Genomic DNA, 19722 nt, shown 5'->3' on the forward strand with positions numbered 1-19722 from the left:
AGGAGACACCGGTGCTCACCCGAGCCCTCGGCCGGACGCCCCACTACGTCGTCGCCGGCGGACTGGCCGTCATCTTCCTCTTCCCGCTGCTGTGGAACGCCTGGGCCTCGGTCAGCGCCCAGCCCGGCACGGCCCAGGAGTCCGGCTACGGTCTGGGCAACTACCGCACGCTGCTCGACTACGACGCCGGCCTGTGGCGCTACCTCGGCAACAGCACCGTCGTCGCCGCGCTCACCGTCGCCCTGACCCTCGGGGTCTCCCTGCTCGGCGGCTATGCCTTCGCCCGCTTCGACTTCCCCGGCAAGAACCTGCTGTTCCTGCTGACCCTGGCCATCCTCATGGTCCCGTACGCCACCCTCCTCATCCCGCTCTACGTGCTGCTCGGCAGGCTCCATCTGCAGAACTCGCTGCTCGGGCTGAGCCTGGTGCTGGCCATGTTCCAACTGCCGTTCGCCACCTTCATGATGCGGATCGCCTTCGAGGCGGTCCCGCGCGAACTGGAGGAGTCGGCGCTCGTCGACGGGTGCGGCACGGCCGGCGCGCTGCGCCGGGTGCTCCTTCCCGCGGTGCGGCCGGGACTGATCACCGTGGGCCTCTTCGCCTTCCTCGCCGCCTGGAACGACTTCATCGCGCCGCTGATCCTCATCTCGGACAGCGAGAAGGCGCCCCTGCCGCTGGCCGTCGCCAACCTGCGGCAGCAGAGCATGGGCGCCGTCGACTACGGCGCCACCGAGGCCGGCGTGGTGGTCCTCGCCGTGCCCTGTCTCCTGCTCTTCCTGCTGCTGCAACGGCACTACGTGCGGGGCTTCATGTCGGGCGCGCTCAAGGGCTGACCAACCGGATGAAAGGCATCAATGGGTGAGCGAGAACAGAGAGTTGTCGACGATGCTGCCCGTGGCACCGACCGCAGGGCGGTTGCGCCCGCTGGGCCTGGACGAGGTCAGGATCACCGGAGGCTTCTGGGCCCGGCGCCGGGAGACCAACGCCACCGCCACACTCGACCACTGCCGTGACTGGATGGAACGCGTCGGCTGGATCGGCAACTTCCGGGCCGCCGTCGAGGGCAGGATCCAACGGGACCGACGGGGCCGGGAGTTCGCCGACTCCGACGTCTACAAGCTCCTCGAAGCCATGGTCTGGCAGCCCGGATACGACCTCGACCCGATGCTCACGCAGTCCATCGCCGCCGCGCAGGAACCGGACGGCTATCTGAGCACCGCCTTCGGCCGCCCCGGTCAGCAGCCCCGCTACAGCGACCTCGAATGGGGCCACGAGCTGTACTGCTACGGGCACCTGATCCAGGCGGGCGTGGCCCAGATCCGCACCGAAGGCGAAGGCGAGCTGGCGAAGATCGCCCGGCGCGCCGCCGACCATGTCTGCACCGCCTTCGGCCGGGGCGGCATCGAACGGGTCTGTGGGCACCCGGAGATCGAGACGGCCCTGGTCGAACTGGCCCGGGCGACGGGAGAGGAGCGTTACCTCGACCAGGCCGCGCTGTTCGTGGAGCGCCGCGGCCACGGCACCCTCGCCGACCCCGAGTTCGGCCGCGCCTACTACCAGGACGACCTGCCCGTCCGGCAGGCCACGGTGCTGCGCGGCCACGCCGTCCGCGCCCTCTACCTCGCGGCCGGCGCCGTCGACGTGGCCGTGGAGACCGGCGACGAGGACCTGCTCGCCGCCGTCGTACGGCAGTGGGAGGCCGCCGTCGCCCGGCGCACCTACCTGACCGGCGGCATGGGCTCGCACCACCGGGACGAGTCCTTCGGCGACGACTTCGTCCTCCCGCCGGACCGCGCCTACTCGGAGACCTGCGCCGCCGTCGCCTCCGTGATGCTCAGCTGGCGACTGCTCCTCGCCACCGGCGAGCCACGCTTCGCGGACCTGGCCGAGCGGACCCTGTTCAACGTCGTGGCGACCTCGCCGTCCGAGGACGGCCGGGCCTTCTTCTACGCCAACACCCTGCACCGGCGCCGCCGCGGCACCGTACCGTCCGCGGACGCCGACAGCCCGCGCGCCGAGTCGAGCCTGCGCGCCCCCTGGTTCGCGGTGTCGTGCTGCCCCACCAACGTGGCACGAACGCTGGCCCTGCTCCCCGCCTACCTCGCGACGGCGGACGATCACGGCATCCAACTCCACCAGTACGCCGACGCGGAGATCACCACCTCCCTCGCGGGCGGCCACGGCGTCGCGCTGAGCGTGCGCACCGACTATCCGTCGGGCGGGAGCGTGACCGTGCGGGTCGACCGGTCCCCGGACCGCCCGTGGACCCTGTCGCTGCGCGTCCCGGCGTGGACCGCGGGCGCCGCCGCCCGGCTGGTCGACCCCGACGGCGTACGCCGTGCCGTCGCCCCGGGCACGGCCACCGTCACCCGGCTCTTCCGGCCCGGCGAGGAGATCCGGCTCGAACTGCCCATGGCCCCGCGCTGGATCGGGCCCGACCCGCGCATCGACGCCGTGCGCGGCGCCCTCGCCGTCCAGCGCGGCCCGCTGGTGTACTGCGCCGAGTCCGTGGACCTGCCGGACGGCCACGAGGTCGACGCCGTACGGGTGGATCCGTCCGCCGAGCCGCAGGACGGGCCCGACGGCACCGTCGTGGCCCCCGGCGAACTCGCCGCCGTAGCAGCAGAACCGCCCGAGGACCCCTGGCCGTACCAGCCGCTCGACCAGGTCGCCGAGCCCGCCGCCGAGCCCGCCGGCATCGTGCTGGTGCCCTACCACTCCTGGGCGAACCGCGGGCCCTCGACGATGCGCGTGTGGCTGCCGACGACGACCCAACCGCCGACCGCGCCCCCCGGGAGGTAGCCCGTGCACGGACCGGGAAGAAGACGGCACCGCCGCAGAGCCCTCGCCGGCGCGCTGGCCCTGGGGCTGCTGGCCTCGCTCGCGGCCGGCTCGCCGGCCGGCGCGGCGGACAACTCGGCGATCGGCTACCCGGTCTACTCCGGGTCCGCGCATCCCGTGCCGGAACTGCCCGCCGGCTTCAGCACCCACGGCACCCTGCGCGCCCAGTACGAGGCCGACCGAAGAACCGGGAACGGCACCGACTTCTGGATGGACCGGATGCTGGCCCGCAAGGGCGAGGACCCGTCGGGCGACTGGCTGTTCACGCGGGGCCGGGCGGTGTTCATGAAGGAACACGACCCCGCCCTCCTCGGGTTCGGCGGCAAGGTCGCGTACTGGGAGAGCATCGACGACCGGTCCGCCTACACCGTCGACCTGACCGTGGACGGCGAGGATCTCACCCTCCACGAGAACGTCGACGCCCGTATCCAGACGCCCAGTTACTGGCGCAGCGAGTTCACTCACGAGGCCACCGGGCTGAAGGTGACACAGACCAAGTTCATCACCGACGCCGACGTGGCCGTGACGAACCTGGCGCTCACCAACACCGGCTCCGCGCGCCGGGAGGTCACGCTGCGCGCCTCGTCGCCGTACGCCACGAGCGCCGAAGGCCGTGAACTCGTCGGCGCGGCGCCCGCGAAGAACAACCTCACCACGGTCTTCCCCCGTTTCAGCGGCGACGGCATGGCCCCCGCTCCCGACGGCGAGAGCCTGACGCGCACCCTCAGCCTCCGCGCGGGCGCCACCGCCACTGCCAAGGTCCAACTCGGCTTCGTCACCGAGGAGATCGCCGCCTCCCGGTCGGCGTACGACGCGGTGCGCAGGGCGGCGCCCACGGCCGCCTTCCGCGCTCATGTGCAGAAGTACAACCGCTGGTGGGCCGAGAACCTGCCCTACCTCGACTCGCCCGACGACAACATCGACAAGACGCTCTACTACCGCTGGTGGCTGCTGCGTTACAACTACCTGGACGCCGACATCCCGGGCAACGACTACCAGTTCCCCACCTCCATGGAGGGCGTGCTCGGCTACAACAACGCCATCGCCCTGACCGTCGGCATGTTCGTCGACGACCTCAAATACCTGCGCGACCCGAGCTACGGGTACGGGCCCTGGGTGTCGGCCGGCGAGGTGTCGAAGAACGGCAAGTACACCGACAACCCGGGCGACCCGGAGAACTGGTCCAACAGCTACACCCAGTACATCTCCGAGGCGGCCTGGCGCTCCTACCAGGTGCACGGCGGACCGGACGGCATCGTGAAGAACCTCGCGCGGTACGCGGAGCAGGACGTCCGCGGCCAGCTGGCGAGCTACGACCACGACGGCAACGGACTCATCGAGTACGACTGGGGCGCCATGACCGGCAACGACGCCGACGCGGTGTCGTTCCACTGGAAGCCGGGCAACCTGGACCGCACCGAGTCGGCGTACGTGTACAGCAACGCCACGGCCGCGGCGAACGCCTACGACCTGCTCGGCGAGCGGGCGAAGGCGGACGAGCTGCGGGGGATCGCCGGCCGGGTGAAGGACGCGGTGCTGAAGTACCTGTGGGATCCGAAGGACAAGCTGCTCAAACACCGGCACGTGGCCACCGACACCCTGGTGCCCTGGAAGGAGATCAACAACTACTACCCGTACAGCGTGGGCCTGATGCCCACGGCGGACGAGGACCCCCAGTACCTGGAGGCCCTGCGGCTGTGGGCCGACGCCGGGCAGTACCCCGTCTTCCCGTTCTTCACCGCTGACCAGGCCGACAAGGCGGAGGCCGCGGAGCAGGGCCACCCGGGGAGCAACAACTTCTCCGTCATCAACTCCACCGTCACCTTCCGCTTCCTCTCCTCCGTGCTGCGCAAGTACCCCAACCGGTACATCGACAGCACCTGGTACAAGAAGCTGCTGTCCTGGAACGCCTGGGCCCAGTACGTCGACGGCGACAACCGGTGGCCCGACCAGAACGAGTTCTGGGCCGACGGCAGCGCCGACCCGCAGAAGATCGGCTACCGCTCCTGGATCCACCACACCATCCTCGGCACCACCAACTGGACCGTGATCGAGGACGCCATGGGCTTCCGCCCGCGCACGGACCGCAAGGTCGAGCTCTCGCCGATCGACGTCGACTGGGACCACTTCGCCGTCACCGACATCAACTACCGGGGCACCGACGTGGCCGTCCTGTGGGACGAGCCGGGCGACGGGAAGCGGCCGTACGGCAAGCAGGTCCCCGAGGGCTACTCCCTCTACCTCGACGGGAAGCTCGCCCTCACCGCCGACCGTCTCACCCACCTCGTCTACGACCCCGTCACCCGCAAGGTCACCTTCCCCGACGGGGGAGGAGCCAAGGCCCGAACCACCGGTCTGCGCACGGCCGTTGCCGCACCGCAGGACGTCCGGTACGGCCCGAAGGACCGGGTGACGGACGTCTTCGCCAAGGCGGGCCGGGACCTGACCGGCGCAGCCAAGGAGAACCTCGCCGCCGGAGCCACCGTCCGCGCCTCCCACGAGGAGCAGGGGCACGGAGCGGCAGGCGCCGTCGACGGCTTCACGATCAACGAGCCGTTCTGGGGGGCCCGCGGTTCAGGTGACTCCGAGGACTGGTACGAGATCGACCTCGCACGGCCGCGCAGGGTCGACGACGTCAGGCTCTACTTCTACAGCGACAAACGGCCCGGCGGCTACGCCGAACCCGCGCTCTACACCGTGCAGTACCAGGACGGCGGCGGGCAGTGGACGGACGTGGCCGGACCGGTCAAGTCACCGGCCCATCCCCGGGCCAACCTCAACCAGGTGCGCTTCAAAGGGGTGACGACCGGCAGACTGCGGGTGCTGCTGCGTCACCGCGACGGTCACAGCAGCGGGCTGAAGGAGGTCCAGGCGTTCGCCACCGGCGTCCGACTCCCGGCCGCCCGCAACCAGCCCCCGTACGTCGAAGCCTGGCGCGACACCGCCTACAGCCGCCCCGGCCAGGCACGGCTCACGGGAGTCGTCGAGGACGACGGCCTCCCGGCGAGGAAGCTCTCCGCGTCCTGGCGGGCGGCGGACGGCCCCACGGACGGCGCGGTCATCTTCGAGGACCCGCAACGCCCGACGACCGTCGCCCGCTTCACCAAGCCGGGCGTCTACACCCTCGAACTCACCGCCACCGACGGCGCGTTGCAGTCCTCGAAGAAAGTCGTGGTCAAGGCGACGGGATTGGCCGGCGGGCAGGTGAACGTGGCGCAGTCCGCGACGCCGTCCGCGTCCTACACCTCGGGCTGGGAGTCGGTGGCAGCCATCAACGACGGCCGGGAACCGGCCTCCTCGTCCGACGCCCCGCGCTGGGGCAGCTGGCCGCAGAAGGACACCCAGTGGGTCCAGTACACCTGGGACGCTCCGGTCCGTGTGAACGGCTCCGACATGTACTTCTTCCGCGACGCACAACCGGGCGCGGACGACGGGGTGGGAGTCCCCGCCTCCTGGGTCATCGAGTACCGGGACGGCGACACCTGGCGCGAGGTCGCCTCGCCCAGCGGCTACGGCACCGACGAGGACCGCTACAACCGGACCGCCTTCGCGCCCGTCACCACCACCGCGGTGCGGGCCCGGCTGACCGGCCACGCCAACCTGGCCCTCGGCGTGCAGGAGTGGAAGGTGTACGCCGAGCCGCCCGAGTCCGTGCGCGAGGTCCATGTCCCCACCCTCCACGGCACCGTCCCCCGACTGCCCGGCCAGGTGACGCTCGTCTACGCCGACGGCTCGACCGCGCGCTCTCCCGTGGCCTGGCCCGCCCTCACCGAGGACCAGGTGGCAAAGGGCGGCACCAGCGTCCGGGTCACCGGGCTCGCCGACCTGACCGCGCTGCCCGTCACCGCGACCGTGTGGGTGCGGCAGACCGACGCCGTCGAGATCACCGCCCTCGCGGAAGAGCACCTCACCACGCGGGCCGGCACGGCGCCCGCCCTTGCGGACACCGTCGTCGCCACCTACAACGACGGCTCCAAGGACAGCCGGGCCCCGGTGACCTGGGACCCGGTGGAACCGGACCGGTACGCCCGGCCGGGGACCTTCGAGGTGAAGGGAACCGTGACCGGCACCACCTACCGCGCAACGGCCACCGTCACCGTGATCGCCGCCCCCTCATGAGGGCGCGGTCACGCACGCAACCGTCCATGCCCATGCCCACCGACGCCCCCACGATCGGAGCCCGAGCATGTCCCAACCCCCCACCCGCCGCCACCTGTTGAGGCTGGCCGCCGGGACCGCGGCCGCCGTCCCGCTCCTGCACGCGACCGAGGCGGCGGCCCAGGCCGACTCCCTCGCCGCGCCGACCGGCACGGCCGCGGCGCCTGCCTTGGCCCCCGCGGCCCCGCCGACCTGGGCGGTCCAGCCCTTCGCGCTGGACCAGGTGACCCTGGGCGACGGCGTCTTCCGCCGTAAGCGCGACCTGATGCTGGACTTCGCCCGGGCCTACCCCGCCGACCGCATCCTGGCCGTCTTCCGGGCCAACGCCGGCCTCGACACCCGCGGCGCCCAGCCGCCGGGCGGCTGGGAGACCTCCGACGGCAACCTGCGCGGCCACTTCGGCGGCCACTTCCTCACCCTGGTCTCCCAGGCGTACGCGGACACGCGTGAGGCCGCGCTCAAGACCAAGCTCGACTACCTCGTGGCCGCGCTCGGCGAGTGCCAGCAGGCGCTGGCCGACCACGGCTCGCCGAAACCGAGCCACCCCGGGTACCTGGCCGCCTACCCGGAGACCCAGTTCATCCTGCTGGAGAGCTACACGACCTACCCCACCATCTGGGCGCCCTACTACACCTGCCACAAGATCATGCGCGGTCTCCTGGACGCGCACACCCTGGCCGGGAACGCGCAGGCCCTCGCCATCGCCTCGAAGATGGGCGACTGGGTGCACAGCCGGCTCGGCCGACTGCCCAAGGCGCAGCTGGACCGCATGTGGTCGATCTACATCGCCGGCGAGTACGGCGGGATGAACGAGGTGATGGCGGACCTGTACGCCCTCACCGGACGCGCGGAACACCTCGCCGCCGCCCGCTGCTTCGACAACACCGCCCTCCTGGACGCCTGTTCCGGCGGTCGGGACATCCTGGACGGCAGGCACGCCAACCAGCACATCCCCCAGTTCACCGGCTATGTGCGGCTCTTCGACCACACCGGGGACGAGGAGTACGCGGCGGCGGCCCGCAACTTCTGGGGCATGGTCGTGGGCCCCCGGACGTACAGCCTGGGCGGCACCGGCCAGGGCGAGATGTTCCGGGCCCGCGGCGCCATCGCGGCCACCCTGGGCGACAACAACGCCGAGACCTGCGCCACGTACAACATGCTCAAGCTGAGCCGGCAGCTGTTCTTCCACCAGCCGGACCCCGCCTACATGGACTACTACGAGCAGGGCCTGACGAACCACATCCTGGCCTCCCGCCGGGACGCGCCCAGCACGGACAGCCCCGAGGTCACCTACTTCGTCGGCATGGGACCCGGAGTGGTGCGCGAGTACGACAACATCGGCACCTGCTGCGGCGGCACCGGAATGGAGAACCACACCAAGTACCAGGACTCGGTCTACTTCCGCTCCGCGGGCGGCGACGCGCTGTACGTCAACCTGTACCTCGCCTCGACGCTGCGGTGGCCGGAACGCGGGCTCGTCATCGAGCAGACGAGCGCCTACCCGACCGAGGGCGTGCGCACCCTGACGTTCCGTGAGGGCGGCGGCAGCCTGGACCTGAAGCTGCGGGTGCCGTCCTGGGCCACGGCAGGGTTCACCGTCACCGTCAACGGGGTCCGGCAGCAGGTCCAGGCGACGCCCGGCAGCTACCTCACCCTGAGCAGAACCTGGCAGCGCGGCGACCGGGTCACCGTCTCGGCCCCCTACCGGCTGCGCATCGCACGGGCGCTGGACGACCCGACCGTCCAGTCGCTGTTCTACGGGCCGGTCCTGCTGGTCGCGCGGAGCCAGGCGACGTCGTTCCGGCAGTTCTCCTTCTACAAGGACTTCACGCTGCGGGGCGACCTGGCCGACGCCGTCCGCCCCGAGGGCCGCCCCCTGCACTTCACCACGCACGGCCTGACGCTGGCCCCGTTCCACCTCGCGGACGACAGCCGCTACCACGCCTACTTCAGGCGCGCGGAACCGTCCGTCGTGTTCGGCACGACCGACTCGGGCGTACCGAACCGCCCCCGCGCCGACGGCCTGACCTTCCTCGACGTCCTCTGGGGACAGGCGCCGTTCGCGAGCACCGCCCGCTTCGTGGGCGCGGTCCGCACCCTCGCCGACACCTGGCTGTCCGGCGGTCTGTTCACCCGGGCCGAACGAGACCGCGTCGTCGCGGCCGCCGGCAGCGCCCGGCTGAAGCGCTGATCTGGAGGGAGACGCACGTCACAGGCGGCCGAACCCGGCCGCCTGTCACATTTCCCCGGCGCGTTCCGTCAGTGCTGTGTAAGCGTCGACACGGCAAGGAGATCATCATGGAAGCGCGTCTCAACCTCTTCGGCAGCCCCCTCGCCGGCGCCCTCCTCAAGCATTTCGGTGCGGCAGGCAAGGCCGTCACGGACTCGTCGCTGCCGGCCACGACCCGGGACCTCGTACTGCTGCGGGCCAGCCAGATCAACGGCTGCGGCTTCTGCACCGACATGCACAGCAAGGACGCCGCGCACGCCGGGGAGACCTCGGTGCGCCTCAACCTGGTCGCTGCCTGGCGCGAGGCCACGGTGTTCACGGACGCGGAACGGGCCGCCCTGGAGGTGACGGAGCAGGGCACCCGCATCGCCGACGCGGCCGGCGGCGTCCCCGACGACGTCTGGGCGAACGCCGCCAAGCACTACGACGAGGAGCAGCTCACCGCCCTGGTGGCGCTGATCGCGATCATCAACGCGTTCAACCGTTTGAACGTCATCGTCCAGCAGCCGGCCGGCGGCTACCGGCCGGGCCAGTTCGCCTGACGCACGCCGCCGGACGCACGCCGTACGAGGCCTCCGGTCACCGATCCACGGCGGCCGGGGGAACGGCTTCACGGAATATGCACACCTTCACACCTGAACTTTAGGTTTCAAGCGCTACGCTCGTCGGCAATTCGAGTGGTCGAGGAAGCCCCCACGCGCCCGGCCGCTCGCTTTCCCCCCATGCTCAGGAGACGCGCGTGCGCGACGGCGACGTAGTGGTGATCGGTGGCGGCTACGCGGGCGTGCGGCTGGCCAAACGACTGGACGGGACGGCGCGGGTCACGCTGGTGGACCGCAAGGAGGTCTTCTTCCACCGTATCGCCTCCCTCCGCGCGGGCGTCCGCCCCGACTGGTCGGTCACCCCCTTCATCCCGTACGACCGACTGCTGCGCGACGGCCGGATGGTCGTCGGCAAGGCCGTCCGCATCGACACCGGCGCGCGGCAGGTCGTCCTGGCGACGGGGGAGCGGCTCCCGTACGACGTCGTGGTGATCGCCACCGGCGCCGACTACCCCGAACCGGCCCGCTTCACCGGCACCACCGCCGAAGAGACGCTGAAGTCCTTCGCCGGTCACCAGCGCAGGGTCGCCGCCGCCGAGCACGTCCTCGTCGTCGGCGGCGGACCCTCCGGCGTCGAGCTCAGCGCGGAGATACGCCTCGCCCGGCCGGACGCCCGGGTCACCCTCGCCCACTCGGGGGCGACGCTGCTGAACTCCACCGGCAGCGGACGGGCCGGAAGCAAGGCGCTGGACTGGCTGGAGTCCCACGACGTGGAGGTCCGCCTCGACTCCTTCATGTCCCCCGGCAACGACTTCGGCACCTACCGTGACGCCCACGGCAACGTCATCGACGCCGACCTCTCCTTCTGGGCCACCGGCACCACGCCCAACACGTTCTGGCTGCGCATGGGCGGACACTCCGACTGGCTGAACTCCGCCGGACACGTCAAGGTCGACCGGCGGCTCAGGGTCGAGGGACGACCGGACGTCTTCGCCGTCGGCGACGTCAACGACGCCACCGAACTCAAGATCACCCCCGCCGCCCTCGCGCAGGCCGACCTCGCCGCCCACAACATCCGCGTCCACCTGCAGCACGCCGGCAAGCACCGCAAGGAGCCCCGCCTCTACCGACCGATCCAACGCACTCCGCTCATCGTGCCGTTCGGACCGGCCGACGGAGTGACGCTGCTGCCCGTGCCGGGCGGCGAGAGCGCGGTGCTAGGCGGCCGCACCTCCGTGCTGGCCAAGGCGAAGACCCTGATGACCCCGTACATGAGGCGTCAACTCGGGTACACCGCCACCTGAACCGCCCGTGATCGGGCCGCGGCCCTCGCCGGTGACGGATTTTTGGCCGAAACGGCACGCAGGGGTTGAGCAAGCGCTCTCAACTGGCCTGAACCGAAAGAAAGTTCGCCTAGGTTGGGGCACTGATCGCCAACGTACCTGTGCAGGAGGCTTTGCTGTGTCGGACTCCCCCTCCCAGACCACCGAGACCGCCGGAACACCCGGCCGGATCGACACGTCCAAGCCGCACTCGGCCCGGTTCTGGAACTACTTCGTCGGAGGCAAGGACAACTACGAGGTCGACCGGGAGATCGGCGACCACATCAAGGAGATCTTCCCCGGCCTCGTCGACGTCGCGGTCACCAGCCGGCACTTCCTGGGGCGCGCGGTGCGCCACCTCGCAGGCGAGCAGGGCATCCGCCAGTTCCTGGACGTGGGCACCGGCCTGCCCACCGCCGACAACACCCACCAGGTGGCCCAGCGCGTCGCCCCGGACGCCCGGATCGTCTACGTCGACAACGACCCCGTCGTGCTCGCCCACGCGAACGCCCTGCTGACGAGCACGCGGGAGGGCAAGACCGCCTATTTGGACGCGGACCTGTACGACCCGGAAGCCGTGCTGGCAGCCGCCGCGGGCACCCTGGACTTCTCCCAGCCGGTCGCCCTGATGATCCTCAACACGCTGGGCCACGTCGCCGACTACGAGCAGGCCCGCGACCTCGTCCGGCGGCTCATGGCCGGGCTGCCCTCGGGAAGTTACCTGGTCATCAGCGACAGCACAGCCACCAGCGAGGGCATGATCGCCGCGTCGGAGGCGTACAACGCGAGCGGCGCGGTGCCCTACTACGTGCGCAGCATCGACGAGATCGGCGGCTTCTTCGAGGGGCTGGAGCTGGTGGAGCCGGGGATCGTCCAGGTGCCCGAGTGGCGCCCGAACCCCGATGATTCAGCCAACTTCGCCGCCTCCGTCGACGCCTACTGCGGCGTGGGCCGCAAGCAGTAACCGGGGGCCGCGGACCTGGACGGAGGGTTCGCGGTCGTCCGAACCCGCCCGCCTTCGCTCCAGCGTCCTGGTCATGGAGAACAGGAAGCCGGAGCGAACGGGCAGGCGGGCCGGGGTCATCGGCCTCGGGACCTGGCAACTCGGCGACGGCTGGGTGCAGATCGCCGAGTCGGACGCGCTCGGCACGCTGCGGGCGACCATCGAGCCGGGGCCGGTGTCCGCACCTGCGCGCGGGCGCCGGCCGCCGCGGTGCAGGCAAGGGTCGGCGTCGTCGCGTGGGTGCTCCTGGCCGACGTGCTGCTGTCGGGGCGGTACACGGCCGACGCCGAAACGTCGACGTGGACGACCACCCCTGGTGACACCGCACGCCGCCCCAGGCCCGGTTGTTCAGACCAGGGCCGGCCGGGGCTGTACCCCCTCGTCCCCGTCGCTGCGCTGCGAGCCGCTGTTCTGTATGAGCGGGAGGGCGTCGAGGTACTGGGGCGGAAGGTCGAACGCGTCGGTGAGGATGGTGAGGTGGGGTTGCAGACTGTGCGTGAGGGAGTCGACGGTCGAGGGCAACTGGTGCACGTGGTGGGCGGCGATGTGGTTGTCGGCGAGGAGCATGCCGGTGTGGGGGGTGAGGTGGGTGAGGAGGTAGAGGGTGGTCAGTTGGGTGAGGAGTTGGCGCGTGGGCTCATGGCCGGTGCGGTCCAGCGTGGCCAGGAGGGCGTCGGCCGCACGCACGGTGGTGTGGGCGTGGGCCCGCTGGAGCGCGGGCGTCGAGGCCGTGTTCCAGCGGGCCTGGGGGTCGTGGGCCGGGCCGTGACGGAGCGCGCTGTGGGCCTCGGCATGGAAGGCGTGCTCGGTGTGGGCGACGAGGTCGCGGAGGTAGCGGGGGTTGGTGAGGTGCGGCGGGCCCGCGTCGGGGAGGGGCGCGGCCGGCGGGTGGTGGAGCAACTCGGCGGCCGCCTTGGTGGTGATGAGGAGGTTGTCGCCCTCGGCGGTGATGGTCCCCTCCACGTACTCGGGGAAGCCGGCGAGATGGTTGGCGGGGAGGAGGCCCTGCGCACCGCAGCGTTCCCGGGCCTCGAGGGTGATCGTGCGGGCCTGCCAGGTGATCCAGGCCTTGGTGAGGGCGATGAGGCGTTCGACGTGGTCGCGGTCGTCGGCGGGGTGCCGGCTCCATTCGGCGGTGAGGGAGCGATGGAGCAGCGTCATGGCGTAGGTGGTGGCCACGGCCTGGAGGAGCCTGCTGTGGTGGGTGCGGTGAGTGTTGACGGGGATGCGCCGCCCCGGCCGGGACCCGCTGACATGGCGCCGGTTGCCGTACTGGACGGCGATCGCGAGGGCGGCCCGTGAGGCGCCGATCGCCGCGGCGCTCATGCAGAGTTTGCCGGCGGTGACCCGCGCGATGGAGGTCAGGAAGCGTTTACGGCGGTTGCCCAGGGCGCTGGTGAGGGTGTTGTCGGCGTTGAGGCGACCGTGCTCGCCCTGCAGCAGCGCCTGGCGGGGCAGGGGGAGATGGTCGAACGAGGTGAGGCAGTGGTCGACGGGGGCGTTCGGGCGCAGCGGGAGCGGGGTGACGGTGATGTGGGGCAGCGGGCCGTCGCGATCGGTGAGCGGGGTCAGGAACAGGAAGACGCCCTGGTCACGGCCGTCGATGACGAGACGGGCGGCGACGACGGCGGACTTGGGGCCGCCGATCGTGCTGGTGTTGGGCATGAACTTGGCGGCGCCCGGGTGGGGGGTGTGGAGGACGAAGCCGCCGGTCTCGGGATCGAGGGTGGCGGTGGTCTCCAGGGCGGGGGCGTCGTTGCCGTGGTCGACCTCGGTGCACAGGAACGTGCCCGTGCGTCGGAGGGCGGTGAACTCGGCGTGGTCCCTCAGCGGACTGTCGTCGTGGTCGAGGAGACTGCCGAGGAAGAGGTTGTAGTGGATGCTGGCGACGGTCGTCAGCCCGCCGCCTCCGTCGACGATCGCGGCCCACTCGTGCAGGGCGGTGAGCAGGGCCGGGTCGGTGGCGAGGGCCTCGGGGTCGTCGAGGGTGTCGTTGACCAGGCGCAACCAGGCATAGGACTGCGCGGCACGCTGCTCGGGGGTGAGTCCGGGCTGATGGCGGAAGGTGTCCCGGGCGATGAGACGGCGCCATGGCGCGTGGACGCGTTCCTGCTCGCCGTCCTGGTCGAACAGCAGCCGGGTCAGCTCGCGGGCCGTCGAGGCGTCGGCCCGCGCCGGGTCGCCGGGGCGCGGGCCGTGAGCGGCCGCGTCCTCGTTCGGGCCCGGTGCGGTGGCGTCCTCGGCCTGGCCCGGTGTGGAGGCCTGTCCCGGGACGTGGTCGGCGCGGTGCGGCCCGGTGGGGCGCTCTCCGCTGTGGAATGCCAGAAGGGCCATGACCCTCTCCCCGTTGTCGCAGATCCGGAAGCTGGTTGTCTGGATGTGCAGTGAGCCAGAAGATACGGACCTACCGGTTTTCTTATCAAGTCAGAAATCGGCAATGTGCGGTGGCGTCGATGGCGGGATTTGAGGGGTGCCTGTGTCGCAAGAGGGAGGTGGGTACGCCTGGTGCGGGTGATGTCTGGCGGGAACGAGAGGCGGAATCAGGAACTCCGGCCGGTATTCAGGGGGTTGTGCTGGTGGGCGCCGGTCGCGGTACTGCAAGGGTGGCCGGACGCGGGGCGCGGGCGCGGTGCCCGTGCGGTGGCAGTGGACAGACCTGCCGGTATATTTTCCGGAGCCGGAATCACGGGGAGCAACCTCGGAGGTGGGGGCGTGGCGCTGCAGGAACGGGCCGTACGGACGAGGCGGGCAGTCCTCGTCGCGGCCGCGGCGGTGTTCGCGGAGGTCGGGTACGAGGCCGCGACGATCGCGGAGATCCTGGCCCGCGCCGGGGTGACCAAGGGAGCCCTGTACTTCCATTTCTCCTCCAAGGAGGAGCTCGCGCAGGCGGTTCTGGCCAGCCAGCTGGAGGCGGTGCCTGCCGTGCCGACCCGGGAGTTGCTGCTCCAGCAGGGACTGGACGAGGCGTTCGTGCTGGCCCATCTGCTGGCGGTGGGCGATCCGCTCGTGCAGGGGAGCATCCGGCTGACGGTGGACCAGGGGATGCCCAGCGACAAGTTGGACCGACGACTGCCGATGAGCGGATGGATCGCTCACAACGCGGACGTGCTGAGGCGGGCGAAGGAGAAGGGCGAACTGCTGCCGCATGTCGACGTGGCCGCCGCGGCGCGCATGTTCGTGGGGGCGTTCACCGGTGTGCAGGTACTGTCCAAGATCATGACGGGCCACGCGGACCTGCCGGAGCGGGTGGCGGACCTGCAGCGGCACCTGATGGCGGGGATCGCGGTGCCCGCGGTCCTTCTGCAGCTGGACACGGCCGCCGACCGGGGGGCCAGGGTCTACGAGGAGGCAGTGAAGGCCAGTTGGGGCACGGGCGGCAAGCAGGCGGCCGGCTGACCGCCGCACCGGCGTAGACCGGTCGTCGTCGGCGGTCTTCGGGTCCTGGTCTTCGGGTCCTGTAGTCGGGGTCGTGGTCGTCGGGTCATTGTTCTCGTGTGACGGTGGTTGCGTGGTGAGGCGGTGGTTGGTTTCGGGGCGGCTGGGGGAGTGGTGGGGATGAAGGTCGTCCGGGGCGTCGTCGTGCGTTCCCGGCGGGGAGGGCGGGGGAAGCCCCTTTCTCCTGGGCAAGCGCAAATGCCGATGTGTGCAAGACGAACCCAGGGAGTACGACGATGGATACGACTGCCTGCCCTTATGCCCTGGATGTGACGGGGCGCGATCTCGCCGGTGAGGCGGCGATGCTGCGGGCCAAGGGACCCGCCGTCCAGGTGGAGTTGCCGGGCGGTGTGGTGGCCTGGGCGGTGGTGCGCCAGCAGTACGTGGAGCGGCTGCTGACCGATTCCCGAGTGTCGAAGGACGCGCGTCAGCACTGGCCCGAGTTCATCGAGGGGAGAATCACCGAGGAGTGGCCGCTGTACCCGTGGGTGGCGAACGAGAACATGCTGTTCGCCTACGGCGCCTCGCACACCAGGCTGCGCCGGCTGGTGGCGGGGGCGTTCACCGCGCGGCGCTCGGAGGCGATGCGGCCGCGGGTCGCGCAGCTCGCGGCCGAACTCGTCGACGGGCTCGCGGCCGTCGAGCCGGGCGCGCCGATCGACCTGCGGTCGTCGTTCGCCGAGCTGCTGCCCATGCGGGTGATCTGCGAGCTGTTCGGAGTGGCGCAGGGCGAGGCCACCGACGCGCTGTGCACGGCGTTGCACACGGTGTTCAGCACGACGATCAGCGGGCAGGAGATCGAGGCGGCGCGGCTGGAGGCCTTCGTCCTGCTGTCGGAGCTGGTGAAGGCCAAACGGGCCGAGCCCGGCGACGATCTGACGTCCTTGCTGATCCAGGCGCGCGATCAGGACGACCGTCTCAGCGAGGAGGAGCTGCTCGGCACCCTCTTCCTCATGATCGCCGGCGGGCAGGACACCACCGCCGCCCTGATCACCAACGCGGTGGGGGCGCTGCTGCGGTGGCCCGAGCAGCTGGAGCACGTGAGGGAGGGGCGGGCGACCTGGGGCGACGTGGCCGCCGAGGCCATGCGGGTGCACACTCCCGGGGCGTACTCGCCGATGCGGTTCGCTGTCGAGGACATCGACCTGGACGGTGTGCTGATCCGCAAGGGCGAGGCCATCCTGGTCTCCTTCGCGGCCGGCGGCCGGGATCCCGAGCGCTACGGACCGGACGCCGACCGGTTCGACCTGCTGCGCAAGGACCGCGACAGCCTCGGCTTCGGTCATGGACCGCACCGCTGCATGGGAGCCCCGCTCGCCGGCGTGGAGGCGGAGAGCGCCTTCGCCGCACTCTTCGACCGCTTCCCCCGGATGGAACTCGCCTGCGATCCGGAGGAACTCGCGCCCCTGCCCAGCTTCCTGATGAACAGTTACCGGTCGCTTCCCGTGCTCCTCGCCCCCGCCCACGTCTGACCTGCGAACCCCCTCTCCCCGCCGGGGAGCGTCTTCTCGCACCGGGTGACGCTGCCGGACCCGCCGGTCCGGCAGCGCCTTCGTCGGAGTCGTCCGCGCTGGGAAGCGGCAACGCGGGGACAGAAAACGAACAGGCACGCACGGACTATAAAAATACCGAACGTGCGGTTTACTCCGGGGTGTTGGTGATGGGATGCTCTCCACGATTCGGCGGGGCGCAGGGCGCGGACCTGCGTTGTCCGTGCAGGCCGGGTGGGGGAGGAAGACATGATGGTCAAGCAGGCACGGGCGGTGCGCACGCGCCGGTCCCTTGTCCGTGCGGCGGCCGAGGTGTTCGCCGCCGAGGGCTATGCCCGGGCGTCCCTCCCCGCCATCAGCGAACGGGCCGGGGTCAGCACCGGAGCCCTGCACTTCCACTTCTCCAGCAAGGACGACCTCGCCGGGGCCGTGGAGCGGGCGGCGGCGGACTCCGTGGAGCAGCTGGCGGAGCGCTGCCGCGGCGCGGCGGACACCCGGCTGCAGTCACTCGTCCACATGGCCAGCAGTCTGCTGCTCGCGGTGGTCGCCGATCCCGTGATCAGGGCGGCGTTCCGGCTGAGCGGTGACCCTTCCCGTAAGAACGGGGCGCAGATGCTGCGCTGGTGGCATGGGTGGGTGCACGATCTCGTCGTCCAGGCGCAGCACGAGGGGGAGCTCGCGCAGGACGTCTCGGCCGATGCGGCGGCGACCGTGATCGTGGCGGCGACGACCGGGTTCGAGGTGCTGGGCGCGGCGGACTGCGAGTGGCTCTCGGTGGAGCGCATGACGCAGTTGTGGACGTTCGTTCTGCCGCGGCTGACGGCCTCGCCCGACCCGGCCCCGTTCCTGTCGGGCATCGGCGCGGCCGTGGCCGAACAGACGGAGTAGAACCCGCGGACAGCGGTGACGGTCAGCCGAGGGGGTCCGGGCGGCCCGGTGCTTCCCCCTGGGCGATCTCGATGCCCGTGTGCAGGTCGGTGGCCGCCTCGACGGCGGCCGCGGTCGACAGCGTCACGCACATCAGGAGCACCGACGCCGGCAGCAGGCTGACCACGACCCACGGACGCGGGCGGCGGGCGCCGGGCGCGGTCGGGTGCGTGGCGAGGAGGGCGGAGACGCGGCGCGGGACCGGTCCGGCGGTGACCATGAGGGACAGCCGGGGCCGGGCGCAGGCGTCCGCGGTGTGGGCGGCGAGGGCCGCGCGGGCGATGGCGCGGGCCGTGAGGGTGCGGTCGCCGGTCGTCAGGGCGGCCGATTCGTCGGCCCAGCGCTCCAGGGCGTAGTCGATCGGTGTCCGCAGGCCGTGCAGTGCGGGGTGCAGGACCGAGGCGAGTTCGGCCACGGCGAGGAAGGCGTGGTGGCCGTGGGCGAGATGGGCGCGCTCGTGGGCGAACAGCACCTCGCGTTCCGGCGCGCTGAGGGAGCGCAGCATTCCGGAGCTCACGACGATCCGGCCCGGACGCCCCGGAAGCGCGTAGGCCTCGGGGCGGTCGTCCTGCCGTACCCAGAGGTCCCCGGCGCTCGGCCCGCCGCCGAACTGTCGCCGGGCGGCGCGTAGTTCGCGGACGTGACGCCGGATGCGGTGCGGCACCGCCGCGGCCAGGGCCGTCAACGCGACGGCCGCCACGACGGCGGCCGGCACGGTCGTGGGCGAGTCGCGGCCGAGAAGCGGAGGGGAGAGATGCCCGAGCGCCGCGACGAACGGCAGACGCAGCGCGCCGGCCAGCGCGAGCAGGCCCAGGGCCGCGGTGCTGGACAGGGCGAGGACAAGGGTGAGGGCCGTCAGGATCCAGGCGGCGGCGCGGGGCGAGCGACACTCCGCGACCCGCCGGGCGGCCGGCACGGCGAGCAGCGGCACGACCAGCGGAATCCACACGGCGTAGATCACGCGGTGCCTCCGGGATCCGCCCGGCCGTCGTCGAGCAGGGCTCGCAGGAGCGCCTCGTCCTCGGGACCGAGGCCGGAGACGAAGCGGGCCAGGACGGTCCCCCGGTTCGCGTCCTTGTCCAGTTCGGCGTGCATGCGGCGGGCCGTCAGACCGGGCGGGTCCTGGGCCGGGGCGTAGGAGTAGCCGCGGCCCGCGGGGGTGCGGGTGACCGCGCCCTTGGCGTGCAGGCGCGTCAGGATCGTCGTCACCGTGGTGCGGGCCAGGTCCCCGCCGAGCGCAGCCTGCACCGCGACCGGCGTGAGGGGCGCGTCGGCGGCCCAGAGCGCGGCCAGGACACTCGCCTCCAGCTCACCCGCGGGCCGCCGGTCGGGCCGTCCGCCGGCCGGCCGGGCTTCGTGTCCCTCTGACATGGAAACGCTCCTCGGCTCTCTTTCGTCTGCAGAGCGGTGAACCGGCTACGCGGTTGTAGTCGCCACGACTGTAGCCCGCTCGACTCTGCCGGTGACCACCGTCTCGGTGAGCCTGCCGGCCATCCAGAGCGCGTTGCACGCGTCGGCCTCCCAGTTGACCTGGGTGTCGTCGGCGTTCCAGCTGCGCCCTACCTCGGCGAGCGCTCGGGGCGCCACGGTGAGCCAGAGCATGGCGCTCACGTCCTGTCCGAGGGGCTCGTGGTCGACTGCACGTCGAAGTACAGCACCGGAGGAGCGCAGGGAGTCGAGCCGTCGCTTGATCGCCGACTCCGATTTCACACCCGGAGAATACGGCACCTGGATGGGCGTCAACCTGGTTGATGCTTGACGCTGCCCGGCGAGA

The 19722-nt window shown here is 71.4% G+C and carries 14 protein-coding genes; 10 read left to right on the forward strand and 4 right to left on the reverse strand.

Annotated features, from left to right (window positions below):
* The first annotated feature begins 11 nt into the window (after positions 1-11).
* The 7 genes from ACIBAF_RS33055 to ACIBAF_RS33085 all read left to right on the forward strand — a co-directional run bounded on the left by ACIBAF_RS33055 (position 12) and on the right by ACIBAF_RS33085 (position 12057).
* Positions 12-833, forward strand: coding sequence for a carbohydrate ABC transporter permease (locus ACIBAF_RS33055; protein ID WP_334574321.1), 822 nt, complete (start codon positions 12-14; stop codon positions 831-833).
* Positions 834-885: 52 nt separating this feature from the next.
* Positions 886-2802, forward strand: coding sequence for a glycoside hydrolase family 127 protein (locus tag ACIBAF_RS33060; protein WP_399467947.1), 1917 nt, complete (start codon positions 886-888; stop codon positions 2800-2802).
* 3 nt (positions 2803-2805) lie between these two features.
* Positions 2806-6960, forward strand: coding sequence for an Ig-like domain-containing protein (locus tag ACIBAF_RS33065; RefSeq protein WP_399467878.1), 4155 nt, complete (start codon positions 2806-2808; stop codon positions 6958-6960).
* 67 nt (positions 6961-7027) lie between these two features.
* Complete coding sequence (locus ACIBAF_RS33070) at positions 7028-9190, forward strand: glycoside hydrolase family 127 protein (RefSeq protein WP_399467879.1); 2163 nt, start codon at positions 7028-7030, stop codon at positions 9188-9190.
* Positions 9191-9297: 107 nt separating this feature from the next.
* Positions 9298-9771, forward strand: a complete 474-nt coding sequence (locus ACIBAF_RS33075; protein ID WP_399467880.1) for a carboxymuconolactone decarboxylase family protein — start codon at positions 9298-9300, stop codon at positions 9769-9771.
* Positions 9772-9968: 197 nt separating this feature from the next.
* A complete protein-coding gene (locus ACIBAF_RS33080) occupies positions 9969-11075 on the forward strand; it encodes an NAD(P)/FAD-dependent oxidoreductase (RefSeq protein ID WP_399467881.1) in 1107 nt (368 codons plus the stop codon).
* Positions 11076-11232: 157 nt separating this feature from the next.
* On the forward strand, positions 11233-12057 hold the full coding sequence (locus tag ACIBAF_RS33085) for an SAM-dependent methyltransferase (protein ID WP_399467882.1): 825 nt from the start codon (positions 11233-11235) through the stop codon (positions 12055-12057).
* Between the two features lie 387 nt (positions 12058-12444).
* Here the strand turns inward: ACIBAF_RS33085 and ACIBAF_RS33090 are convergent, their stop codons facing one another.
* Positions 12445-14430 (reverse strand): acyl-CoA dehydrogenase, encoded by a 1986-nt coding sequence (locus ACIBAF_RS33090; RefSeq protein WP_399467883.1) that lies wholly within the window; start codon positions 14428-14430, stop codon positions 12445-12447.
* A gap of 378 nt (positions 14431-14808) precedes the next feature.
* Here ACIBAF_RS33090 and ACIBAF_RS33095 point away from each other — a divergent pair, with 378 nt between their 5' ends.
* The 3 genes from ACIBAF_RS33095 (at position 14809) to ACIBAF_RS33105 (ending at position 17909) form a co-directional block, all read left to right on the forward strand.
* Entirely contained in the window at positions 14809-15492 is a 684-nt protein-coding gene (locus tag ACIBAF_RS33095) for a ScbR family autoregulator-binding transcription factor (RefSeq protein WP_399467884.1), read from the forward strand.
* Positions 15493-15767: 275 nt separating this feature from the next.
* The gene (locus tag ACIBAF_RS33100) at positions 15768-17003 is read left to right on the forward strand and encodes a cytochrome P450 (protein WP_399467885.1); all 1236 of its coding nucleotides are present in this window, start codon (positions 15768-15770) and stop codon (positions 17001-17003) included.
* Positions 17004-17270: 267 nt separating this feature from the next.
* Positions 17271-17909: a ScbR family autoregulator-binding transcription factor gene (locus ACIBAF_RS33105; protein ID WP_399467886.1), complete on the forward strand. Its 639-nt coding sequence runs from the start codon at positions 17271-17273 to the stop codon at positions 17907-17909.
* Between the two features lie 22 nt (positions 17910-17931).
* Here the strand turns inward: ACIBAF_RS33105 and ACIBAF_RS33110 are convergent, their stop codons facing one another.
* The 3 genes from ACIBAF_RS33110 to ACIBAF_RS33120 are packed head-to-tail and all read right to left on the reverse strand — an operon-like array spanning position 17932 to position 19658.
* Entirely contained in the window at positions 17932-18909 is a 978-nt protein-coding gene (locus ACIBAF_RS33110) for a M56 family metallopeptidase (RefSeq protein ID WP_399467887.1), read from the reverse strand.
* Complete coding sequence (locus ACIBAF_RS33115) at positions 18906-19319, reverse strand: BlaI/MecI/CopY family transcriptional regulator (RefSeq protein WP_399467888.1); 414 nt, start codon at positions 19317-19319, stop codon at positions 18906-18908. The genes ACIBAF_RS33110 and ACIBAF_RS33115 overlap by 4 nt, the downstream gene beginning before the upstream one ends.
* A 45-nt stretch (positions 19320-19364) precedes the next feature.
* Entirely contained in the window at positions 19365-19658 is a 294-nt protein-coding gene (locus ACIBAF_RS33120; protein WP_399467889.1) for a hypothetical protein, read from the reverse strand.
* Positions 19659-19722: the final 64 nt, after the last annotated feature.

Origin of the sequence: Streptomyces sp. NPDC051677 (assembly GCF_044453465.1) — a bacterium.
In the GTDB taxonomy this organism is placed as follows: Bacteria; Actinomycetota; Actinomycetes; order Streptomycetales; family Streptomycetaceae; genus Streptomyces.